The sequence below is a fragment of the Micromonospora sp. NPDC005305 genome (genome assembly GCF_040607315.1).
Lineage (GTDB): Bacteria > Actinomycetota > Actinomycetes > Mycobacteriales > Micromonosporaceae > Micromonospora.
The window spans coordinates 238477-260814 of sequence record NZ_JBEXGL010000002.1; the positions used below are offsets into that span (position 1 = coordinate 238477).

22 protein-coding genes are annotated in these 22338 nt (G+C 73.4%); 7 read left to right on the top strand and 15 right to left on the bottom strand.

Translation table 11 applies throughout. The annotated features are described in order from the left end of the window. The first annotated feature begins 40 nt into the window (after positions 1 to 40). Positions 41 to 1606 (top strand): AMP-binding protein, encoded by a 1566-nt coding sequence (locus ABZS80_RS04270; RefSeq protein ID WP_355054378.1) that lies wholly within the window; start codon positions 41 to 43, stop codon positions 1604 to 1606. Positions 1607 to 1649: 43 nt separating this feature from the next. Here ABZS80_RS04270 and ABZS80_RS04275 read toward each other — a convergent pair whose 3' ends face one another. The 5 genes from ABZS80_RS04275 to ABZS80_RS04295 all read right to left on the bottom strand — a co-directional run bounded on the left by ABZS80_RS04275 (position 1650) and on the right by ABZS80_RS04295 (position 6768). Next, positions 1650 to 2480, bottom strand: a complete 831-nt coding sequence (locus ABZS80_RS04275; RefSeq protein ID WP_355054379.1) for a hypothetical protein — start codon at positions 2478 to 2480, stop codon at positions 1650 to 1652. After that, positions 2473 to 3000 (bottom strand): SigE family RNA polymerase sigma factor, encoded by a 528-nt coding sequence (locus tag ABZS80_RS04280; protein ID WP_355054380.1) that lies wholly within the window; start codon positions 2998 to 3000, stop codon positions 2473 to 2475. Before ABZS80_RS04280 ends, ABZS80_RS04275 begins: the two co-directional genes overlap by 8 nt. A gap of 50 nt (positions 3001 to 3050) precedes the next feature. Next, positions 3051 to 4298 carry a phosphoribosylamine--glycine ligase gene (gene purD / locus ABZS80_RS04285; RefSeq protein WP_355054381.1) on the bottom strand — a complete coding sequence of 416 codons (1248 nt, stop codon included), beginning with the start codon at positions 4296 to 4298 and terminating at the stop codon, positions 3051 to 3053. A gap of 40 nt (positions 4299 to 4338) precedes the next feature. After that, positions 4339 to 5286, bottom strand: a complete 948-nt coding sequence (locus ABZS80_RS04290; protein ID WP_355054382.1) for a type IV toxin-antitoxin system AbiEi family antitoxin domain-containing protein — start codon at positions 5284 to 5286, stop codon at positions 4339 to 4341. Between the two features lie 192 nt (positions 5287 to 5478). Continuing rightward, on the bottom strand, positions 5479 to 6768 hold the full coding sequence (locus ABZS80_RS04295; protein ID WP_355054383.1) for an adenylosuccinate synthase: 1290 nt from the start codon (positions 6766 to 6768) through the stop codon (positions 5479 to 5481). 122 nt (positions 6769 to 6890) lie between these two features. On the opposite strand from ABZS80_RS04295, the gene ABZS80_RS04300 reads away from it, so the two are divergent. Next, complete coding sequence (locus ABZS80_RS04300) at positions 6891 to 7889, top strand: diacylglycerol kinase family protein (RefSeq protein WP_355054384.1); 999 nt, start codon at positions 6891 to 6893, stop codon at positions 7887 to 7889. 76 nt (positions 7890 to 7965) lie between these two features. Further along, positions 7966 to 10329: a chromosome partitioning protein gene (locus ABZS80_RS04305; protein ID WP_355054385.1), complete on the top strand. Its 2364-nt coding sequence runs from the start codon at positions 7966 to 7968 to the stop codon at positions 10327 to 10329. Between the two features lie 48 nt (positions 10330 to 10377). Here the strand turns inward: ABZS80_RS04305 and ABZS80_RS04310 are convergent, their stop codons facing one another. Beyond that, positions 10378 to 10806 (bottom strand): DUF3151 domain-containing protein, encoded by a 429-nt coding sequence (locus ABZS80_RS04310; protein ID WP_355054386.1) that lies wholly within the window; start codon positions 10804 to 10806, stop codon positions 10378 to 10380. A gap of 262 nt (positions 10807 to 11068) precedes the next feature. Between ABZS80_RS04310 and ABZS80_RS04315 the strand changes: the two genes are divergently transcribed. After that, positions 11069 to 12283: a hypothetical protein gene (locus ABZS80_RS04315; RefSeq protein ID WP_355054387.1), complete on the top strand. Its 1215-nt coding sequence runs from the start codon at positions 11069 to 11071 to the stop codon at positions 12281 to 12283. 54 nt (positions 12284 to 12337) lie between these two features. Here ABZS80_RS04315 and fbaA read toward each other — a convergent pair whose 3' ends face one another. Both fbaA and ABZS80_RS04325 read right to left on the bottom strand, forming a co-directional pair. Then, positions 12338 to 13360 carry a class II fructose-bisphosphate aldolase gene (gene fbaA, locus ABZS80_RS04320; protein ID WP_355054388.1) on the bottom strand — a complete coding sequence of 341 codons (1023 nt, stop codon included), beginning with the start codon at positions 13358 to 13360 and terminating at the stop codon, positions 12338 to 12340. A 162-nt stretch (positions 13361 to 13522) separates the two neighbouring features. Then, the gene (locus ABZS80_RS04325; protein ID WP_355054389.1) at positions 13523 to 13906 is read right to left on the bottom strand and encodes a phage holin family protein; all 384 of its coding nucleotides are present in this window, start codon (positions 13904 to 13906) and stop codon (positions 13523 to 13525) included. 137 nt (positions 13907 to 14043) lie between these two features. On the opposite strand from ABZS80_RS04325, the gene ABZS80_RS04330 reads away from it, so the two are divergent. After that, the gene (locus ABZS80_RS04330) at positions 14044 to 14256 is read left to right on the top strand and encodes a hypothetical protein (RefSeq protein ID WP_355054666.1); all 213 of its coding nucleotides are present in this window, start codon (positions 14044 to 14046) and stop codon (positions 14254 to 14256) included. A 33-nt stretch (positions 14257 to 14289) separates the two neighbouring features. Here ABZS80_RS04330 and ABZS80_RS04335 read toward each other — a convergent pair whose 3' ends face one another. Together ABZS80_RS04335 and ABZS80_RS04340 are read right to left on the bottom strand one after the other, a co-directional pair. Beyond that, positions 14290 to 15345 (bottom strand): LCP family protein, encoded by a 1056-nt coding sequence (locus tag ABZS80_RS04335; RefSeq protein WP_355054390.1) that lies wholly within the window; start codon positions 15343 to 15345, stop codon positions 14290 to 14292. After that, complete coding sequence (locus ABZS80_RS04340) at positions 15345 to 15827, bottom strand: SigE family RNA polymerase sigma factor (protein ID WP_355054391.1); 483 nt, start codon at positions 15825 to 15827, stop codon at positions 15345 to 15347. Before ABZS80_RS04340 ends, ABZS80_RS04335 begins: the two co-directional genes overlap by 1 nt. 181 nt (positions 15828 to 16008) lie before the next feature. Between ABZS80_RS04340 and ABZS80_RS04345 the strand changes: the two genes are divergently transcribed. Together ABZS80_RS04345 and ABZS80_RS04350 are read left to right on the top strand one after the other, a co-directional pair. Further along, entirely contained in the window at positions 16009 to 17589 is a 1581-nt protein-coding gene (locus tag ABZS80_RS04345; RefSeq protein WP_355054392.1) for an LPXTG cell wall anchor domain-containing protein, read from the top strand. A 158-nt stretch (positions 17590 to 17747) separates the two neighbouring features. Further along, positions 17748 to 18536, top strand: coding sequence for a DedA family protein (locus ABZS80_RS04350; protein WP_355054667.1), 789 nt, complete (start codon positions 17748 to 17750; stop codon positions 18534 to 18536). Positions 18537 to 18741: 205 nt separating this feature from the next. Here ABZS80_RS04350 and ABZS80_RS04355 read toward each other — a convergent pair whose 3' ends face one another. The 5 genes from ABZS80_RS04355 to ABZS80_RS04375 all read right to left on the bottom strand — a co-directional run bounded on the left by ABZS80_RS04355 (position 18742) and on the right by ABZS80_RS04375 (position 22317). Beyond that, positions 18742 to 19119, bottom strand: a complete 378-nt coding sequence (locus ABZS80_RS04355) for a metalloregulator ArsR/SmtB family transcription factor (protein WP_076468717.1) — start codon at positions 19117 to 19119, stop codon at positions 18742 to 18744. A gap of 57 nt (positions 19120 to 19176) precedes the next feature. After that, positions 19177 to 19716 (bottom strand): orotate phosphoribosyltransferase, encoded by a 540-nt coding sequence (gene pyrE / locus ABZS80_RS04360; RefSeq protein WP_355054393.1) that lies wholly within the window; start codon positions 19714 to 19716, stop codon positions 19177 to 19179. A gap of 166 nt (positions 19717 to 19882) precedes the next feature. Further along, positions 19883 to 20692, bottom strand: coding sequence for an SDR family oxidoreductase (locus tag ABZS80_RS04365; RefSeq protein ID WP_355054394.1), 810 nt, complete (start codon positions 20690 to 20692; stop codon positions 19883 to 19885). Next, positions 20689 to 21504 (bottom strand): hypothetical protein, encoded by an 816-nt coding sequence (locus ABZS80_RS04370; protein ID WP_355054395.1) that lies wholly within the window; start codon positions 21502 to 21504, stop codon positions 20689 to 20691. Before ABZS80_RS04370 ends, ABZS80_RS04365 begins: the two co-directional genes overlap by 4 nt. A gap of 72 nt (positions 21505 to 21576) precedes the next feature. Continuing rightward, positions 21577 to 22317, bottom strand: a complete 741-nt coding sequence (locus ABZS80_RS04375; RefSeq protein WP_355054396.1) for a hypothetical protein — start codon at positions 22315 to 22317, stop codon at positions 21577 to 21579. Positions 22318 to 22338: the final 21 nt, after the last annotated feature.

Below are 22338 nucleotides of genomic sequence, written 5' to 3' on the forward strand. Positions count from 1 at the left end.
TGCATGATCGGGAGAACACGAACGCGAAGGAGGTTGCGAGTTGGACCTGCCGTTCATCGTCGCCACGCTGACCCGACGCGGACTGCTCAACCCGGGCCGCCCCATCCGGGTGGCCTCCCAACTCAACGCCCTGCGCCGCTGGGGCTGGAGCCTCGCCGGTGAGCTGCGCCAGGCCGCCGCCCGCGACCCGGGGCGCATCGCCGTCGTCGACGAGCAGGGCACCTCCCTGACCTACCAGGAGTTGCTGGACCGGTCGGAACGGCTGGCCCGGTCGCTGCGGGCCGGGCTCGGCGTGCAGGCCGGCGACCGGATCGGCGTGCTCTGCCGCAACCACCACGGCCTCATCGAGGCGATCGTCGCCGCCATGCTGCTCGGCGCCGACGCCGTCCTGGTCAACACCGGTCTCTCCGCGGCCCAACTGGCCACCGTGGCCGAAGAACAGGGCCTGCGCGTGCTGGTGCACGACGCCGAGTTCGCCGAGCGGGTCCTCGGCCTTCCCGCCGACCTGCACCGGGTCGACGAGCGCCGCCAGGAGGAGCTGATCGCCGGCGCGCTGCCCGGGGACCAGCTCCAGCCGCCGGAACGGGACGGCCGGACCATCGTGCTCACCTCCGGCACCACCGGCGCGCCCAAGGGCGCCCGCCGGCCCACACCCCACGGCTTCGGCCCGCTGGTGTCCATCATCGACCGGATCCCGCTGCACGTGCACGACACCGTGCTGATCGCCGCGCCGATCTTCCACACCTGGGGGTACGCCGCCCTCCAGGTGTCGTTCGCGCTGCGCGCCACGATCGTGCTGCACCGCCGGTTCGACCCGGCCACCACGTTGGCCGCCCTGGCCGCGCAGCCCTGCGACGCGCTCTTCGCCGTACCGGTCATGCTGCAACGGCTCATGGAGGCGCCGCCGCCCGAGCCCCGGCCGCCGCTCAAGGTGGTCGCGGTCAGCGGCTCCGCCCTGCCGGGCGGCCTGGCCACCGCCTTCATGGACCGCTTCGGCGACGTCCTGCACAACCTCTACGGCTCGACCGAGGTCTCCTGGGCCTCCATCGCCGGCCCGGCCGAACTGCGCGCGGCACCCACCACGGCGGGCCGCCCGCCGCACGGCACCCGCGTGGAGATCGTGGACGACGCCGGCGAACCGGTCCGCGACGGGCGGGTCGGCCGGATCTTCGTGGGCAACGAGATGCTCTTCGAGGGCTACACCACGGGCGCCGGCCGGGAGAGCCGCGACGGCCTCCTCGACACCGGCGACCTGGGCCGCATGAACGCCGACGGGCTGCTCTTCGTCGACGGGCGGGCCGACGACATGATCGTCTCCGGTGGGGAGAACGTCTTCCCGTCCGAGGTGGAGGACCTGATCGCCCGGCTGCCGCAGGTCCGCGAGGTCGCCGTGATCGGCGTACCGGACCCGGAGTACGGCCAGCGGCTCGCCGCGTTCCTCGCCCTGCACCCCGGTGAGACGCTCGACCCGGAAGCCGTCCGCGAGTACGTGCGGCACTACCTGGCCCGCTTCTCCGTGCCGAGGGACGTGGTGTTCGTGAAGTACCTGCCGCGCAACGCCACCGGCAAGGTGCTCAGCCGCGAACTCCGCCGCTACTACGGCTGAGCGGGTTCGCGGCGGGGCGGGTGCGCGCAGGCCGCCCCGGACCTCACGGATAGAGGGTCAGCCCCGGCGATCGGGCCAGCTCGTCGAGTTGGTCCATGGTGAGCAGCGGCTCGGGCGCCGTGGTGGTGCTGCCCTCCGGGCCGTCCTGGAAGTTGTTGGTGACGCCGAGCACCGCGGTGCCGTCCGGCCGCAGCACCAGCACGGTCAGCTGCCGCTGGCCGGGCTCCCCCGGTAGCGTGCTCCGGACCGTCGCCGTGCCGTCCGGATGGCCGACCACCGTGCAGTCCTGCGGGTTCACCGCGTGCTCGCAGCTCGGTGGCATCTGGTCCCGCGCGGTCGGCCGCAGCTGAAGCAGGAGGAGTCCCCTGTGCTCGCCCTGCCGCAACCAGCCACCCGCCTCGTACTCCCGGTAACTCGGATGGAACTGGAACTGCGGCTCGGTGCAGCCGGGCTGCGCCGACTCGACCCGCACACCGGCCGGAAGCCGATCCCGCAGCGCCTCCCGCAGGGCACCGGTCAGCCGGCTCACCCCGTCCACCGGCGGTTCGGTGGGCCGGACGCGAACCGTGCCGTACGACTGCAGCGGCGGCTGCGGGCCACTCGGCTTCGGACTGACGCCGGCGCAGAGGCTGACCTCGGGCGAGGGAAAGGCGCTCGGCAGGCCGGCCGGCGCCGGCCAGGGAGCGCCCCCGCCGACCACCAGGGCCGGCACCCCCAGCACGGCAGCCGCTGCGGCGGCCGCACCCGTGCCGCTCCACACCCAGGTCCGCTGCCGACGACGCCGCCCCTCGGCGCGGATCAGCCCGTCGACGTCGATCCGGGTCGGTGGCGGGTCGGCCACCACCGCACGCAGCTCCTTGCCGATCTCATCCATGCTCCTCCGCCTCCCGCGGCTTGGTCCGCGCGGTGACCAGGCGGCCCCGAAGCGCCTCGATGGCCCGTGCGGACTGACTCTTCACCGTCCCGACGCTGCACCCCAGTTCGTGCGCGGTCTCCTCGACGGACAGATCGCAGAAGTAGCGCAGCACGAGCACCGCCCGACGGCGCGGGGGCAAGTCGGCGAGGAGAGCGAGAATGGTGACCCGGTCGGCCGTTGCCTCGGTCGCCGCGCGCACCGCACGGTCGGGTACCTCGGCCCAGGCGGCCTCCCGCCGCCAAGGCCGCCGCCGTTCGTCCAGCCAGGTCCGCAGCAGGGTCCGCCGGACGTACGCGTCGGGGTTGTCCATCGCGGAGACCCGCCGCCAGTGCCGCAGCAGCTTCACCAGCGCCGTCGACACCAGGTCGTCGGCGGTGTGCCAGTCCTCGCACAGCAGGTACGCCGTACGGCGCAGCGGATCCAGGCGTGCCGCGACGTACTCGCGATAACCCTCGATGTCGGCCGGCAATCCCACCACCTCCTCACCTCACGACTCAAACGGCGGCGAGGAGGTGCGGGGTTGCCCGGTCAGCCGGGAATCGTGATCCGGCCCTCGATGGCCAGGCTGGCGATGTCCGAGCGGTGGTGCGACCCGGCCAGCTCGATGCCCCGTAACACCTGGTAGGCGGCGTCCCGCGCGGCGGCGAGGGTCGGGCCGGTGGCCGTACCGCAGAGGACCCGGCCCCCGGCGGAGCGCAGGCTGCCGTCGGCGTCGCGGCGGGTGCCGGCCTGGATGACCCCGGCGCGGTCCGCGCCGGTGATCACGTCACCGGTACGCGGCGCCGCCGGATAGCCCTCGGCCGCCACCACGACGGTGACCGCCGCGCCGTCGCGCCAGCTCAGCGGCGGGTGCGCGGCCAGCGTGCCGGTGGCGGCGGCGTGCAGCAGCCCAGCCAGGGGCGTCTCCAGCAGGGCGAGCACCACCTGGGTCTCCGGGTCGCCGAAGCGGGCGTTGAACTCGATCACCCGCGGGCCGGCGGCGGTGATCGCGAGGCCCACGTAGAGCAGGCCGGCGAACGGGGTGCCCCGGCGGCGCAACTCCCCCAGCGTCGGGTGCACGACGTCGCGCATCACCTCGTCGACCAGGCCGGCCGGGGCCCAGGGCAGCGGCGCGTACGCGCCCATGCCGCCGGTGTTCGGCCCGGCGTCGCCGTCACCGACGCGCTTGAAGTCCTGGGCGGGCAGCAGCGGCACGGCGGCCTCGCCGTCGGTGACCACGAAGAGGGAGACCTCGGGACCGGACAGGTACTCCTCGATCACCACCCGGCCGCACTCCTCGGCGTGCCGCTCTGCCGCGGCGCGGTCATCGGTCACCACGACGCCCTTGCCGGCGGCCAGCCCGTCGTTCTTCACCACGTACGGGGCACCGAACTCGTCCAGCGCCTTCCCGACGCTCTCCGCGTCGACGCAGGTGAACGCCCGGGCGGTCGGCACGCCGGCCGCGATCATCACATCCTTGGCGAAGGTCTTCGAGCCCTCCAGCCGGGCCGCCTCGGCCGACGGGCCGAACGCCGCGATGCCCTTGGCCCGCACCGCGTCGGCAACCCCGGCCACCAGCGGCGCCTCCGGCCCGATCACCACCAGATCCGCCGCCACCTCGACGGCGAGCGCCGCCACAGCCGCCGGGTCGGCGCCGTTCACGTCCCGCAGCTCCGCCACGGCCGCGATCCCCGGATTACCGGGAGCCGCGACCAGCGCCGAGACAGAGGGATCGCCGGCCAGTCCGAGCGCGAGCGCATGCTCCCGCCCTCCACCACCCACAAGAAGAACCCGCACGACCCCGCATCCTACTGACCACCCCACCCCACCCCGTCGATCATGAGGTCGCCTGCCCGGATCGTGGTCTCCGTGCGTTGACGGCCTGCCGGACCACCCAGGGGATGTAGTCGGGGCGGAGGGTGTCGGCCCAGGTGAAGCGCAGCACCGTCCAGCCGGCGTTGGCCAGGCGGTTCTGCCGGTGCCGATCGGCGAAGAGCGCGCTCGGCCCGCCATGCACCCGCCGGCCGTCCGCCTCGGCGATGACCCGCGCTGCACGCCAGGCCAGGTCACCGACGCCCAGCAGGTAACCGTCGCCGTCGCGGACCTCCACCTGAAGTGCGTCCGGCGGGATTCGGCCGTCGACGCAGCGAAGCCGGGTACGCGTCTCCAGCGGCGACTGGGCGAGGCCGTTCGCCTCGGCGAGGTAGCCGCGTGCGGCGACGGCGCCGCGTCGCCCCCTGAGCAGCGACGGGATCCGTTCGAGATCGCCGGGAGCGAGCAGGCGTCGATTCAGCGCGGAATCCAACAGCGAGACCGCCTGGTACCGACCCTCCCGCAGCACGAGATCGACCACCGTGCGCAGCGGACTGGTCGCCATGATCCCGGCCACGCGCAGGAACTGCCCAGGCCCGATGACGAGCTGATGCACCACCACCTCGGGGTGGGACGCACGGACCGGTCGCGACGCAGGGCCGGGCACCGACAGGTGGATCACGTCGCTGCGCGGCAGCCCCTCGATGCGGTGCAGCTCGGCGGCGGTGCCGAGCACTGCGGCGGCGCCCGGACCGAACGAGGCGACCGCGGCTCTGATCCGTGCGCGTCGCGGGATGCCGTCGTAGGCGTCCGCGTCGATCAGGTAGCCGCCGCGAGCCAGGGGCCGCCACCGACCGGCCCGGCACATGCGCTGCACCTCGTGCACGCTGAAGCCCGCCGCCCGCGCCTGAGCCAGCGTCACCACACCGTCCCGAGCCGCGGCAACCCGCCGCACGATCGCCAGAGCATCCACAACCCCGACAATCCACGGCCCAAAGCGGACTTACGACCCCTGTGGACAACCCTGTGGACACAGACCGCAGCCGCCCGGATTGATCATGAAGTTATTGCCACCGAACTCGGCGTGTCGGAGCAATAACTTCATGATCACGCTGGCGGGCCAGACGCGGGTGGGTGGGTGGTGGGGTGGGTGGGGTGGGGGGGGTTACGGGAGGAGGGGGTGGCGGATTACGTTTTCTTCGCGGCCGGGGCCTACGCCTACGATGCTCACCTTTGTGCCGCAGAGTTCTTCGATGCGGGCGATGTAGCGGCGGGCGTTCTCCGGGAGTTCGGCCTCGGTGCGGGCCTTGGTGATGTCCTCCCACCAGCCGTCGAGCTCTTCGTAGATCGGGGTGGCGTGGTGGAAGTCGGTCTGCGTCATCGGCATGTCGTCGAAACGCTCGCCGTTGATCTCGTAGCCGACGCAGATCGGCACCTTGGCCATGCCGGTCAGCACGTCCAGCTTGGTGATGACCAGGTCGGTGACGCCGTTGAGGCGACAGGCGTACCGGGCCACGACCGCGTCGAACCACCCGGTGCGGCGCTCACGGCCGGTGGTGGTCCCGTACTCGTGGCCGATCTTGCGCAGGTGCTGGCCGTTGTCGTCGAACAGCTCGGTCGGGAACGGGCCCGAACCCACCCGGGTGGTGTACGCCTTGCTCACCGCGATGACCTTGGTGATCGCGGTCGGCGGGATGCCCGCGCCCACGCACGCCCCGCCCGCCGTCGGGTTCGACGAGGTGACGAACGGATAGGTGCCGTGGTCCATGTCGAGCATGGTCGCCTGGGCGCCCTCCAGCAGGATCGTGTCGCCGCGGTCCAGCGCGTCCCAGAGCATGACCCGGGTCTCCGCGATGTACGGCCTGAGCCGCTCCGCGTAGCCCAGGTACTCCTCGATCGTCCCGTCGACGTCGATCGCCTTGCGGTTGTAGACCTTGAACAGCAGCTGGTTCTTCTCGCGGAGCGCCAGCTCCAGCTTCTTGCGCAGGATGCCGGGGTCCAGCAGGTCCTGGAGCCGGATGCCCATGCGGGCGACCTTGTCCCCGTACGCGGGGCCGATGCCCCGGCCCGTGGTGCCGATCCGCGAGCTGCCCAGGTAGCGCTCGACCACCCGGTCCAGCGCCCGGTGGTGCGGCATGATGAGGTGCGCGTCACCCGAGATCCGCAGCCGGGACACGTCCACGCCCCGCTCGGCGAGACCGTCGATCTCCTCCAGCAGCACCTTGGGGTCGACCACGACGCCGTTGCCGATGACGATCATCGCGCTCGGCGAGAGCGCGCCGGACGGCATGAGGTGCAGCGCGTACTTCTGGCCGTCCGGGGTGATCACCGTGTGGCCGGCGTTGTTGCCGCCGGAGTAGCGCACGACGTAGTCGACCCGCTCACCCAGCAGGTCGGTAACCTTGCCCTTGCCCTCGTCGCCCCACTGAGCGCCGATGAGCACGATCGCTGGCATCTTCTCCGCCTCCAGAAGGCTCGGGTGCCAGGTGGCGACCGGTTGGCGAGCCCGGGGTGTCAGGCTAACAAGTAGTGACGGCGGGACCGGCAGGGGTTCGTCGAGAAGCAGGAGGCTCCTTCGTGTACGACGTGGTGCTGCTCACCCTCGGCTCGGAGCGGGACGCTCCCGGTGGAGGCTGCGGCAGCGGTGGAGCCTGCTGCGGTGGCGCCTCGGAGGCGGCCGGCGAGCAGCCCGAGGAGCGCTGCGAGACACCGCGCGTACCGGTGCTGGCCTGCGTGGACGCGCTGACCGCCCGGGGCGCCCGGGTGGAGACCGTCACCGCCCGCTCGGACGCGGAGATCGACGAGGTGCTGGCCCGCCTCGACGGCCCACCCCGCGCCGACGGCCTCACCTGGCCGGACCCCGACTCCAAGACCCGGCTGGTCGTCGCCACGGCCAGTGACGGGCAGTTGCGCGCCGTGCTGCGCCGGCTGGTCCGGCGGTACGCTCCGCCGCCCAGCCGCCGCCCCGCCGACCTGCCCGACAACCGGACCGTGCCGGACCTGCCGCCGGTCGGCGTACTCCCGCTCGACCCGGCCCGGTCCGGGACGGCGCGGGACCTGGCCGCGCAGCTCGGCCTGCCCCGGGATCCGGCGGCGGTGGCCGCCGCGGTGCTGGACGGCACCACCCGCCGGCTGGACCTGCTCCGCAACGACGGTGGCTCGGTGACCCTGGACGGCGCGCTGCTCGGCGCGGCCGACGACGAGGGCCGGCCGCTGCACTGGCGGGCCCGCATCGAGGTCGACGGCACGCTGCTGAGCACCGGCGAGGAGCCGATCATGGCCTGCGCGATCGGCAACGCCGGCGGGTACGCGCGCCTGGACGACGTGGTGCTGCTGGCCGACCCGGACCCGTCCGACGGCCGGGTCGAGGTGGCGGTCGCCGTGCCCGTGGTCACCCGGTCCCTGTGGGGCCGGAAGAGGGTACGGCTGGAGGTGCGCCGGGCCCGCGGCCGGGCGGCGGCGGTCGTGCCCCGCGACAAGAAGGTGCCCTTCCTCGACGACGGCGTCGAGGGCGAGCTGAGCCGGAAGCGGTCCTGGTGGACCGAGCCGGGCGCCTGGGCGGTCTGGACGGCCTGACCCCCGTCGATCCCCCCGCTCGGGCCACCCGGCTGGCCGGACGGCCTATCCTCGGCGGGAGGAATGGGGAGGAACCGTGGTGCACGAGAACGCCGACCGGGCCCACGTGCCAGGTCAACCGCAGGTGCCGGAGCGGGACATCGAACCGCTCTGGCCGCCCGAGCAGACCGACGGGATCGTCACCGCCCCGCCGTGGGCGGCACCGGCACAGCCCAACGTGGCGGCCTGGCCCGTCCCGCCGGCCTGGCCCGCACCGTCCTCGCCCGAGCCAGCGCCCCCGGCCGTCGACGCGGCGGGGGACGAGGCACGGGCGGGCGACTCGTCGCCCCACGCGGCGCCGGCCCCGGTCGACCTGGACCTCCCGTTCACCCTCGACCAACCGGCCGCCTCCCCGGCCCGCGCGCCCGAGATCCCCACGCCACGGACGACCGCCGCCCACCTGAGCCACGCCACCGACCCGAACGGTGCGGTCGGCCCGGAGGTCGGCATCGGGACGGACCCCGAGATCACCCCCGTGACGGCCGCCCGCCAGGACGGCGGCGACGGCCCGGCGAGGGCCGGCGGCCCGGATGGCGCCGTGGATCCGGCGAGGGCCGGCGGCCCGGACTTGGTCGGCTCCCTCGGAGCGGCCGGCGCGGGCGGTACAGCCGGCCCCCTGCCGACGGCCATCCCGGAGGCGGGCGCGACCTCGACGGAGGCCTCGACCGGCGCCGACGGAACGCCCGCCAAAGCACCGGTGCCCTCCGGTGAGCACCGGGCGAGCACGCCGCCGAGCGACCGGCCGGAGTCCCCCTGGGCCCAGCCTCCGCAGCGCTCGACCGGCGAGGCGCCCACGCCGCCGTCGCACCCGGGGCCGGTTCCGCCGGCCACCCAGGCCGGACCGGCCACCCCGGTCCACCCGCCCGAGCCGAACGCCACCGCCCCGGCGACCCCGACCCACCCCACGCCGCCGGAGGCCACCGCCCCGGCCCACTCCGGGGGACCGAACCACACCGCCCCGGAAAGCCCGGCCGACAGCGCCGACCCGACGCAGCCCAATGCCGGCCCGACCGCTCCCGGTCCGACCGCTCCCGGCACGGCCGCTCCCGACACCGCCGCTCCCGACACGGCCGCGCCGGCGGTCGGGGCCGCGCAGGGCGCTCCCGACAGCCCGGCCGAGGGCCCGTCGCCCCGGCTCGGCCCGTTCCCGCCCTCGCCGGGTGTGCCCCTCCAGCAGCCCTACGGCGACGGGACGGGGTACCCGCCCGGTCCGGTCGGCTACGGGCAGCCGGCGCCGCAGGCCGGCGCACCGGGCTGGTACCCGCCGGCCTGGCCCCAGCAGGCCGGCCCACCCCCGCAGCCGGGCCCACCCCAGCAGCCGCCCGCACCGCCGCAGCCCGGACCGCACCAGCCCGGCCAGCACCCCGCCGGGCCGGGCCAAGCTGGCCCCCACCCGGCCGGGCCGGGCCAACCCATGCCGCAGCAGCCGGCGCCGGGCGCGTACCCGGAGCAGGTCTGGACACCGGCGAGCGGTGCCCCGCCGACGGCGGAGGACTTCGCCCGGCGGCGGCAGGCGCGGCCGGTCGACCCGGTCGCCACGATGGGCGTGCGGGCGGTGGTCAACAAGATCGGGCTGGTCCGGCTCGCGCCGGGGCGGCAGGAGCAGGAGATGCGGCGCGACATCGAGATGGTGCGCCGCAACTTCGGCGGGCTGCGCCAGGTGACCGTGGTCAACCCGAAGGGCGGGGCCGGCAAGACGGTCGCCATCCTGCTGCTCGCCATGACCTTCGGCCAGAAGCGTGGCGGGTACGTGCTGGCCTGGGACAACAACGAGACCCAGGGCACCCTCGGGATGCGGGCGCAGCAGGACTTCCACTCCCGCACGGTGCGGGACATGCTGCGGGACCTGGGCCAGTTCCAGGGGCCGCACGGCCGGGTCGGTGACCTGTCCCAGTACGTCCGCTCGCAGGGCGAGGGGATGTTCGACGTGCTCGCCTCGGACGAGTCGGCGACCGGCGGCGAGATGCTGACCGCCGCCGCGTTCGCCGAGATCCGCGAGGTGGTGAGCCGCTTCTACAAGCTGATCTTCGTGGACACCGGGAACAACGTCCGGGCGCAGAACTGGCAGGCCGCCATGGACGCCACCGACCAGCTGGTGGTCACCATGTCGGCGCGGAACGACTCGGCCGAGACGGCCGCGCGGATGCTGGACCACCTGGAGCAGAGCGGCCGGCAGCGGCTGGTCCGGCAGGCCGTGACGGTGGTGTCGATGCCGCCGTCCCGCAAGGAGATCGACCTGCCGGCCATCCAGGAGCACTTCGCCGCCCGGACCCGGGCGGTGCTGCTGGCGCCGTACGAGCGGCTCATCGACACCGGCGAGCCGATCCGGTACGGGCAGCTCTCCTCGGCCACCCGGGACGCCTGGCTGAAGATCGCCGCCTCGGTGGCGGAGGGGCTGTAGACGGGCGCGACGGCCGGCTCCCGCGCGGGGAACCGGCCGTCGCGTGCGTCAGCGGCTGGCCAGGGCGTCCCCGGCGGCCGGGTCGCAGTCGCGGAGGAACTGGGCGCAGCGCGCCGCCTCGTCCGCCTCGCCGATCTCGCCGGCCGCCCGGGAGAGCACGTAGAGGCAGCGGAGGAAGCCCCGGTTGGGCCGGTGCGACCAGGGCACCGGGCCGTGGCCCTTCCAGCCGCTGCGGCGGAGCTGGTCGAGGCCCCGGTGGTAGCCGGTGCGGGCGTACGCGTACGCCGGGATGACCTGGCCCGCGTCGAACGCCCGGGTGGCCAGCGCCGCCCAGCCCGCGCTGTAGGTCGGGAAGCGGGCCGCGACCTCGGCGTACGCCTCGTCGGTGTCCTGCTCGACGGCGGCCGCCAGCGCGGCGTCGGCCTCCTCGTTGGCGGGGAGCAGGGTGGCCGGTGGCTCAGGCAACAGGTTCTGCATCGCCCCATTCAACCCGCTTCGCCCTGGGGTACGCGAGGGGGTCCGGCGAGCCGGTCGGCTGAACGGCTGAGGGTTTCGTCACGCCTGCGGTGTGCCGCCCACGTACCCGCGGCCCATGCCGGGGCGGGGGTTTTTCCACTACAACTACAGATCCGGAACCTCCCCAGGACCGGGTAGTGCAGGAGCCCGGCGGCCTGGCCACCGGGCTCCTGTCCGTGCTCCCCACGTTTGGCGGCTTGCCGCCCGGGGGCAGGATGATCTGGTGCCGACCCCACCACCCGCGGACGTCATCGAGCCGCACGACACCCAGACCGACGAGATCGAGACCCGTACCGAGTTCGACCGGCGGCTGGCCGAGGGGACCCTCGCCGGCGTGACCGTGCAGGGCCTCCGCCTCGACCTGGACCCGGTCCCCGACCTGCGCGGCGTCGAGGTCGCCGGCACGCTCTTCGTGGGCTGCCGGTTCGCCGACCGCGAGGTCGGCGCGGACCTGGTCCGGCGGGGCGCGAACGTCGTCCCACCCTTCTCCGGCCTGCCCTACCCGACGCAGCCGTCCCACCTCTACACCGCCGACGACCTGGCCGCCGGCTTCGCCGAGGGTGGCTTCGCCGGGATGTACGACACCCGGGTGTACGCGCACTTCCGGTCGCACGGCGGCGCCCTGCCCGACGTGCGGGAGGCGCTCGGCCAGCGGCTGCACGACCACGGGGTGGACAACGCCCTGGCCGACGCCACCCGGGCCTGGCTGGCCGTGCACGGGCCGCAGTCGGTGGTGGGCGTGATGGGTGGGCACGCGGTGCCGCGCGGCAGCGCCGCGTACCGGATGGCGGCCGTGCTGGGCTGGGAGCTGGCGCGGGCCGACCGGCTCGTGGTGACCGGCGGCGGCCCCGGCGTGATGGAGGCGGCGAACCTGGGCGCGTTCCTCGCGGCCTGGCCGGCGGAGGAGCTGACCGCGGCGATCGACCTGCTGTCCACCGCGCCCGACTTCACCGACCACGACCGCTACACCGCCGCGGCGTTGCAGGTCCGCGCCCGGTACGCGGCCGGCCCGTCCCTGCCGACGCCCCGCCCGGCGGCGCCCGGCACCGAGTGGGCCCGCTCGGGCGGCCTGGCCATCCCCACCTGGCTGTACGGGCACGAGCCGGCGAACCTGTTCGCCGGGCGGATCGCCAAGTACTTCTCGAACGCCATCCGGGAGGACACCATCCTGCGGCTGGCCCGGGGCGGGATCGTCTTCGCGCCCGGCCGGGCCGGCACCGTGCAGGAGGTGTTCCAGGCGGCCACGAAGACCTACTACGGCACCGACGGGGCGAGCGGCGCGTACGTGTTCCTGGACCGGACCTACTGGACGACGGAGCTGCCGGTGGAGTCGCTGCTGCGACCGCTCTTCGCGGCGTCCCCGTTCGGCGACCTGTCGGCCACGATCCATCTGACCGACGACGCCCGCGAGGCGGTCCGGGTGCTCACCGCCGGCTGAGACGCGCGGAGGCCGGCACCCCGGTCGGGTGCCGGCCTCCGGCTCAGGCGGTGGTCACTTCATGGTGGTGCCGGTGGAGCGCAGGTGCTCGCAGGCCTCGACGACGCGGGCGGCCATGCCGGCCTCGGCGGCCTTGCCCCAGACGCGCGGGTCGTACATCTTCTTGTTGCCGACCTCGCCGTCGACCTTCAGCACGCCGTCGTAGTTGCGGAACATGTGGTCCGCGACCGGCCGGGTGAAGGTGTACTGGGTGTCGGTGTCGATGTTCATCTTCACCACGCCGTAGTCCAGCGCCTCGCGGATCTCGGACAGCAGCGAGCCGGAACCGCCGTGGAAGACCAGGCTGAGCGGCTTCTCCTTGTTGTACTTCGCGCCGACGGCCACCTGGATGTGGTGGAGCACCTCGGGGCGGAGCTTGACGTTGCCCGGCTTGTAGACGCCGTGCACGTTGCCGAAGGTCAGCGCCGCCATGTAGCGCCCCTTCTCGCCGAGGCCGAGCGCGTCGACCATGGCCAGGCCGTCCTCGACGGTGGTGTAGAGCTTCTCGTTGATGGCGTTCTCGACGCCGTCCTCCTCGCCGCCGACGACGCCGACCTCGATCTCCAGGACGATCTTGCCCTTGGCGGCCTCGGCGAGCAGCTGCTCGGCGATCTCCAGGTTCTCCGCCACCGGCACGGCCGAGCCGTCCCACATGTGCGACTGGAAGAGCGGCTCCTGGCCGTTCTTCACCCGCTCCTGCGAGATCGTCATCAGCGGCCGGACGAACTTGTCCAGCTTGTCCTTCGGGCAGTGGTCGGTGTGCAGCGCGATGTTCACCGGGTACTTCTTGGCCACCTCGTGCGCGTACGCCGCGAACGCCACCGCGCCGGTCACCATGTCCTTCACGGACGGGCCGGACAGGTACTCCGCGCCACCGGTCGAGACCTGGATGATGCCGTCGCTCTCCGCGTCGGCGAAGCCCTTGAGCGCCGCGTTCAGCGTCTGCGAGGAGGTCACGTTGATCGCGGGGTACGCGTACCGGCCGGCCTTGGCCCGGTCCAGCATCTCCGCGTAAGCCTCGGGGGAAGCGATGGGCATGTCGAACGCTCCTTACTTACCGCTCTCGGCCGTGCAGGCCGCTGTCTTCCATAGAGGCGACCGTTCCGGCCGCTGACGTCCATGGGTGCGCCGGACCGCGCTGTCCACCGCGGGAAGTATCCCGTAGGAGCGCGCGGTGGACACCACCGACCCGGGAACCGCTCACCGTTCCTCCAGGCGGTCCGGCACCACGACGCTGATCAGCCAGCTCACCACCGCCATCACGATGGCGCCCCAGAAAGCGGCCCAGAAGCCGTCCACCTGGAACGGCAGGCGCAGCACACCGGCGATCCAGTCGGTGAGCAGGAACAGCAGGGCGTTGACCACGAGCGCGAACAGGCCGAGCGTGAGCAGGTAGAACACACAGCCGAACACCTTGATGACGGGCTTGAGCACCGCGTTGACCACGCCGAAGATGAGCGCCACCACGATCAGGGTGAGGGCGGTGTTCGCCCCGTTCCGGCCGGTCACCTCCACGCCGGGCACGACCAGCGTGGTGATCCACAGTGCGACCGCGGTGATCGCCAGCCGGATCAGGAAGCCCACCTCACCATCCTGGCACCGGGTGCGCGCCCCGGACGGCACAATTGCCGATCCACTGTTCCACCCGCTGCCGAGCGGGGACCCGGGCCAAGCCGTACGGTGTGGTGGTGACCGTCCGCACCGAGTTCCAGGGAGGGACGATGGGTCAGCCCGAGGAGGACTTCGCCCCGAGCCACCACCTCGCTCCGGAGGAGCGCGACCTGGAGGCGGAGCCGGCCGACGCGGTCGAGCAGGCCACGGTGGTCACCCCCGAGGAGGGTGACGGCGAGCCGCAGCGGGGGCTCGAGGTCGACGACTGGGACGCCATGGAGCAGGCCCGGGTGGTCACCGCAGACGAGGACGACTACCGCTGAGCCACGCGGGCGGGGCCGTCGGCCCCGCCCGCCTCAGCGCAGGGCGGTGACCCGGTCCGGGTGGGCCGCCGTCCACTCGCCCAGCCGATCGGCGCGCAACGCGTCGAGGAGACCCGGGGCCAGGGCGGGGTCGAGCCGGAACCCGTAGGGCGGCTTCTCCTGGTAGCGGACCGGCAGGCCGACCGCGACCGGCTCGGCGTCGGCCGCCGTCCCGGCCGCCGAGACCAGCGCCGGCAGGGACAGCTCCCCGGTGTCGGTCACCAGGCTCGGGCCGACCTTCGTGATCAGCCGGTTGAGCAGCACGGGGTTGGTCAGCACGTCCTGCTCCTGGATCCGCCGGAGCAGCCCGGCCGCGTACCGGCCGGCGTTGCGGTCCCGGTCCAGCGCGGCGTCCCGGAGGCCGTAGCGCTGCCGCAGCAGGTCCACCGCCGCGGTGCCGTCGAGCTGCTGGCAGCCGGCCGGGAACCGCCGCTGGGTGTGCACCGAGCGCACCGCCGCGGGCAGGCAGACCGGTACGCCGCCGACCGCGTCGGTGAGCTCGCGGGTCGTCTGGTACGTGAGCACGGCGCCCGCGTCGATCCGTACGCCGGTGGTGTCGCTGACCACCTGCCTGGTCACGGCGTAGCCGCGGACCAGGTCCGGATGCGGCTCGCCGGCACCGACCAGGAAGGTGGAGTTGAGCTTGTCCCGGCCACGGCCGGGAATCGACACCTCCAGGTCACGCGGCAGCGAGATCAGATAGAGCCGACTCCGATCCGCCGGGACGTGCACGAGCAGCACTGAGTCGGCGAGCCGGTACTGCCGGTCCGCCGGCCCGTCCACACCGACCAGCAGCATGTTCAGCGCCCCGGTGGGCGTCGGCGATGGCGGGGCCAGCAGGTTCGGGCGGTCCGGCGGCCGCGGCGCGACCGCGGTGAAGCCGGCCAGGGCGGCGGCCACCACCGCCAACGCCGTCCCGGCGAGCCGGAGCCGGAGCCGGCGGCGCCGGCGGCGGACCACGGCCCGGTCGATGGCGAGCCGGACCGGGCCGACCGCCGGGGTCATCTCCTCGCGCCGCGCGAAGGCGGCCCGCAGGTCGTCCTCGATCATCAGCAGACCTCCACGTACTCGGCTCGGAGGGTGGCCAGGGCGCGGGAGATGCAGGAGCGGACGGTGCCGACGGCGCAGCCGAGGATCTCCGCAATCTCCGCGTCGGGCAGATCCTCGTAGTAGCGCAGCACCAGCGTGGCCCGCTGCCGCCGGGGCAGCCGGGACAACCAGGACCAGAGTTGGTCCCGGTCCACGGCGGACTGCGCGTGGTCGGTCGGGGCGGGCAACCCCTCGTCCGGTTCGCCGCGCAGCAGCACCCGGCGCGCCCACGAGCCGCGCCGCCAGTCGATGAACTGGTTGGTGAGCATCCGGCGCACGTACCGCTCGGGCGCGTCGCTGCGGGCGACCCGGCGCCAGTTGAGCTGGACCCGGACCATGGTCTCCTGCACCAGGTCCTGGGCCTGGTGCGGATCCCCGGTCAGCATGACCGCGTACCGCAACAGGGCGCCCAGCCGCGCGTCGGCGAACTCCTCGTACGTCACTGCACCTCCCGGTGTCCCGCCCTGTTGACGGGTACGGGCCGGCGGAACATTGCACGACCCCCGATCAACCGTTCGGTCAATATCTGCCGGGTGGCGTCACCTGGGACAGCGCGGCGACTTAAGGGTTCTCTAAGCTCCACGGGCTCCACCTGATCAACCCCCACGGGAGGAACCCCCCACCATGCTCACCAACTCCACCCGGCGCTGGCTCGCCGGGTTGGGCGTCGCAGGCGCGTTCGTCGCCGCCTCCGCCACCCCTGCCTTCGCCGAGGAGTCCCAGGCCAAGCTGGGCATCTACTTCGGTGACACGACGATCGCGACCGGCTCGGACGGGAAGATCGAATACAGCACCATCCACAGCTCGGCCCCGGTCGTGCTGCACGACCTCACCATCCGCTACGACTTCTCCGACCTGGCCGGCAAGGTGACCGTCGGCGAGGAGGAGGACACGGGCAACGACTGCACCAGCCCCTCGCAGAACGTGCTCGTCTGCACCACGCCCTACGAGGTCGAGGTCGACGAGTGGGGCGTGGCCGGGCTCTCCGCGGTGCAGATCAAGGCCACCGACAAGGCGCAGGACGGCGACGCCGGCACGCTCAAGGTGACGCTGACCGCGACGGGCTTCGACGCCGTCTCCCACGACGCGAAGGTCCGCGTCGGCGAGGGCGTCGACCTGGCGGCCGGCCCGGAGACCGCGGTGTCCGTCGCGCCCGGCAAGAGCTTCACCGCCCCGCTGAAGGTCAGCAACGCGGGTAAGAGCACCGCCAAGGGCGCCGCCGTCATCTTCTACAACGACTACGGCCTCAACGCCGGCAAGCACTACAGCAACTGCACCTACGTCGGCGACGAGCTGCGGACCTGCCGGTTCAAGGACGACCTGCCGGCGGGCAGCACCGTCACCGCGTCGCTGCCGTACGTGCTCGGCGCGGACAGCCTCGCCCCCGGCTTCAAGTACGGCGAGATCATCTGGATGACCCCGGACGAGTTCGAGGACTTCCAGGGCTACGTGGACCACTACGACGCGACCATCGGCGAGCCGGGCACCGACGGTGAGCTGACCCTGGCCCAGGCCGGCAGCAAGGCCACCGCGCGGGGCTTCCAGGCGGACCCCAGGCCGGAGAACAACGGCACCAACCTCCAGGTGACGGTGACCGGCAACAACAGCACCGACCTCGAGGCGCTCGGCGCCTCGGTGACCGGCAAGGCCGGCGCGACGGTGAAGGCGACCGTGGGTCTCCGCAACAACGGCCCGGCGACGCTCGACTACAGCCGGTCCGGCAGCTCGGTCACCTACCTGACCCTGGACGTGCCGAAGGGCACCACGGCGGTCACGGTGCCGGAGAACTGCTTCCCGGTGAACGGTGACGAGTGGGGCGAGCCCGGCAAGCCGGGGGCGCAGCACTACCGCTGCTACTTCGACTCGTTCCTGAAGGCCGGGGACAGCGTCAACCTCGACTTCGCGCTGCGGATCGACAAGGTCATCGCGAACGCGACCGGCCTCGTGAAGATCAACGTGCCGTGCGAGTGCGACGGTGGCTTCTACCGTGACCTGAAGCCGGCCAACGACAGTGCCAAGGTCGTGGTGAACGCCGCGCCGGGTGGCGAGGGCGGCCAGGGTGGCGGTGGCGAGGGTGACGGCGGCACGCTGCCGATCACCGGTTCCTCCACCGCGCTGATCGCGGGCGTCGGCGCGCTGCTGCTCGCCGCCGGTGCGGCCGGCTACGTGGTGTCCCGCCGCCGGCGGACCCGCTTCGTCGCCTGACGGAAGCACCACCGCGACGACGGTGCCCCGCCGACCCTCCGGTCGGCGGGGCACCGGCATGTCCGGGTCCCGGCGGTGACCAGTACGCCCGGTCCGGCGAGGCGCCGCACAGCGCCCGGGTACCCTTTGTGGCCGTGGACACAGCAGAGAAGACCCGGATGCTCTCCGAGAGCGTGGCCCTGAACCCGCTCGACCCGAAGGACCTCATCCACACCTTCGGGATGGTCGGCGTCTGGGCGATCCTGTTCGCCGAGACCGGCCTGCTGGTCGGCTTCTTCTTCCCGGGCGACTCGCTGCTCTTCCTGGCCGGGGTGGCCGCCTCTCCGGTGGCCGATGCCATCTTCGGCAACGGCACCCGGCTCTCGCTGGCCGGCCTGCTGATCGGCGGCCCGCTCTGCGCGATCGCCGGCGCCCAGCTCGGCCACTGGCTCGGCGCGCGCTACGGCAAGCGGATGTTCGACCGCCCCAACTCCCGCCTGTTCAAGCGGGAGTACGTGGAGAAGGCCGAGTACTACTTCCAGAAGTTCGGCCCGGCGAAGGCCGTGGTGCTGGCCCGGTTCATCCCGATCGTGCGGACCTTCCTCAACCCGGTGGCCGCCGTGCTCGGCATGCCCGCCCGGCAGTTCCTCCTGTGGAACGTGGTCGGGGCGATCCTCTGGGTGGACGGCATCCTGCTGATCGGCTACCTGCTGGCCCACCAGATCTACGACGCGATCGGCGACAAGATCGACCGGTACATCCTGCCGGTGGTCGCGCTCATCATCCTGATCTCGGTGCTGCCGATCTTCTTCGAGTTCCTCCGCGACCGGCGGGCCCGCAAGCGCGGTGAGGCCGTCGCGGTGATCGCCGCGGCCAGCGCGGCGGGCGCCGTGGACGCGGTCCGGGACGCCATCGACGGCGACGACGACCAGCAGCAGCACCGGCGCGGCGGCCAGCACCGCCGCTGACCCGACACCCGGCCGGCACCGCCGCTGACCTCGGACACACCGAAGGCCGGCCCCCTCGTGGGGGCCGGCCTTCGACTACGACCTGTCGACCTGCGGGTGGCACGGATGACGGGCAGCCGTCACCGTCCGGTGGTGGCGCCACCCCTGGCACGCCACCCGTCGCCGCACTCAGGTGAGGCGGCCACCCTCTCGGACACGTCCGGATTCAGCGGGCCTTCTTGGTGGCCCGCTTCCGCGGCGGGGTGAGCAGATCCGCGATCGTGGCGATCGCGGTCGGCACCAACCGGTAGTACGCCCAGACACCGCGCTTCTCCCGCTCCAGCAAGCCGGCCTCGGTGAGGATGCGCAGGTGGTGGCTGACCGTCGGCTGCGAGAGGCCGAGCGGCGCGGTGAGGTCACACACGCACGCCTCCCCCTCGGGAGCCGACTGGATCAGGCTGAGCAGCCGCAGCCGGGCGGGGTCCGCGAGGGCCTTGAGGACCCCCGCGAGCCGCTCGGCGTCGGCACGTTCGATCGGCTCGCCGGCAAGCGGCGAGATCTGAGGCATGGTCATTTCAGCCAACGCAGTTCCCACGTTTTCCATCCTTCCACCAGCAGCATCGATCCGCCTGCATATCAGCAGATCCGAATCGGCAGACTTTTACGCCACAAGGCCGAGGTCAGCCAACGTATAGGCCGCCCGATAAGGCAGTCCGGCGGCTCGCACCGCGTCGCCGGCGCCTCGATCAACAATAACCGCCACACCCACCACCTCGGCCCCGGCCTCGCGCAATGCCTCGACGGCGGTCAACACGCTGCCGCCCGTCGTCGAGGTGTCCTCGACCGCCAGGACCCGGCGGCCGGCCACGTCCGGCCCCTCGATCCGTCGCTGGAGGCCATGCGCCTTACCCGTTTTGCGGACCACAAAGGCGTCCAGCGGGCGGTCGGTCCCGGCCGCCGCGTGCAGCATCGCGGTGGCCACGGGGTCGGCCCCGAGGGTCAGGCCGCCCACCGCGTCGTACGCCCAGTCGGCGGTCAGGTCGCCCATCACCCGGCCGATCAACGGCGCCGCCCGGTGATGGAGCGTGACGCGACGCAGATCGACGTACCAGTCCGCCTCCCGACCCGACGAGAGCACCACCCGGCCGTGGACCACAGCCAGGTCAGTGATGAATTTACGCAGGTCGTCGTGGTCCCCCATGGCGATAGAGGGTACTTCGCAAGTCTGGGAGCCGGGCGTGGGGTCCACCCGGGTCAACCCTGCGGGCGACCGACGGGTGGCGATGGCTGACTACGCTGTGCGACCGTCCACCCCGGTCAGCGGGCGGGCATCCCGGCGACGGGACCTCCGAGGGGTCGGCGCGCGGTCAGCCGCCGGGCCGGCCGACCCGCCCGCGGGTGTCCCGGGAGGCGCCGCGCAGCAGCCGTCGGGGCGCGTGCCGCAGCCCGGCCACGGCCAGCTTGTACTTCCAGTTCGGCACGCTGACCGGCTTGCCTTTGCGCAGGTCACGCAGCCCTTCGTCGACCACGTCCTCGGCCCGCAGCCACATCCACGCCGGGGTGCGCGACATGTCGATGCCGGCCCGCTCGTGGTAGCCGGTGCGGGTGTAGCCGGGGCAGAGCGCCATCACGCGTACGCCGAGCGGGGCGACCGACTGGCCGATCGATTCACTGAAATTCGTCACCCAGGCCTTGCTGGCCGAGTAGGTCGATCCCGGCATGGGGACACCGAAACCCGCGACGGAAGAGACATTTATCACTGCCCCGTGGCCCCGCTGGGTCATCGGGCCGAGAGCCGCGTGGGTCAGCCGGAGCACGGCCAGCACGTTGAGCCGGACCAGTCGTGCCTCGTCGGCGACGGTCGACCGGACGAACGGGGTGTTGAGGCTGATCCCCGCGTTGTTCACCAGAAGCTCGACCGGCGGCTCGGCGGTCAGCCGGCCCTCCACGGCGGCACAGCCGTCGTCGGTGGACAGATCCGCGGCGACGGTCTCGACCCGGTGGCCGTGCCGCTCGGTCAGCTCGGCCGCCAGCGCGTCGAGCCGGCCCGCGTCCCGGGCCACCAGGACGAGGTCCCAGCCGTCGGCGGCGAGCCGGCGGGCGAACGCCTCGCCGATGCCCAGGCTGGCGCCGGTGATCAGGGCCCGGCGCGGTGCGGGGGGTGGTGCGTCGGTCACGGGCGGTCCTCGGGGGGTGGGGTCGGCCAGGGCGGGGCCGACGGCGGCGGAGTGGGGGGCGTGCCGGTTGGAGGCCCCCAGGGCGAGGGGTGCCCGTAGGCCGGGGCGGGGGCGGCCGAGGCGGGGGCGCCGGGTCCCGGCGTGGGCGGACCGGCCGGCGGGGCCGGGGCCGGCGGCGGCGGACCGTACCCCGGGCCGGCCGGGACCGGACCGGCCGGTGGAGTTGGCCCGGCCGGCGGGCGCGGCGCCCGGCGGTGGAAGAAGGCCCCGGCCGACGGCAGGGTGAGCAGCGCGGCCACCACCAGGTAGCCGAGGATCTGCGCCACCGACAGCGCCGCGTTCACCGGGATCCACCAGGACGGGTAGGCGTCACCGACCAGGGCCAGCAGGTCGGCGGTGACCCGGTCGTCGGCGCCGAGCCGGAGCGGCGCGGTCCGCTGCCCGACCAGCACCGCCAGGCCACAGCAGCCGCAGAACAGCCCCAGCCCGGCGACCACCCAGGTGGCCACCCGCGCGCCGGACCGGCCGGCGAGCAACCCGAGGGCCAGCCCGACGAGCAGCAGCGCCACCAGCACGCCCAGCACGGCGGAGAGCACCGTGGAGGCGCGCAGCAGCGACGCCACCCCGTCGATCTCGCTTCCGCCCGCGTCGGTCCCCCGCGCCGCCTCCCGGAAGCGGGCCACCGTGCCCGCCGTGACCAGCAGGGTGGCGACCGCGTACACCACGGCGCCCACCGCCATCAGCAGCAGCAGCGCCGCCGCCGAGACCACCGCGCCCGGCCGGCGGGGCGGGGCCTCATGGGGGTACGACACGACGAATCCCTCCGGTAGGCGTCGGCTTGCAACCTACTCGGAGGGATCGTCGGCGTCGCTCTTATCCGGACGTCAACTTGCCGAGGGTGGCTCGCCCTCCCGGCGCTCCCCGGACTCCGGCGACGGGCCGGCCTGGCCCGGTTGCCCGGGAGCCGGCTGACCGGGGTAGCCGGGGGTGGCCGGGTAGCCCGGGGTCTGCGGGTAGCCGGGCTCCGCCGGGTAGGCGGCACCCGGGACCGGGGGCTCCCAGCCCTGCTTCGGCTTGCGGAAGAACTCGTTGGCCTTGGGCAGCGCCAGCAGGATCAGGGCGGCCAGCAGCGAGATCAGCCCGAGCACCCCGAGCGTCGTGCTCACCGGCCCGTACCAGGACGGCAGGGCGTCGTTCAGGCTGCGCTGGAGCTCCTCGGCGGAGGGCCCGTCGCCTCCGGTGTTGCCACCCATGGCACCGGTGGCACCGCTGATCAGGGTGCCGCCGAGGCAGCAGATGAGAATGCCGCCCAGCACCCAGGTGGCGATCCGGGTGCCGTTGCGGCCCCGGTTGTTGAACAGGCCCAGGACGACCAGGGCCAGCGCGAGGACGAGCAGCAGGGCGGCGGTCCCGATGGTGAAGGCGACCACGAAGGTGCCGACGTCCTGGGCGCCCGTCGTCGTGCCCTCGAACGCCCGCTCGAAGCCCTCCTTCAACCGGCTGCTGACCGCGACGGTCACGATCAGACCGATCAACTGGGTGAGCGCGAAGAGCAGCAGCAGATAGAAGGATGCCGCCACCAGGCCCGGACGCGCTCGGCCCGGCGCCGGGGAGGAATCGGTCATGACTCTCTCCTTCTCTAGATC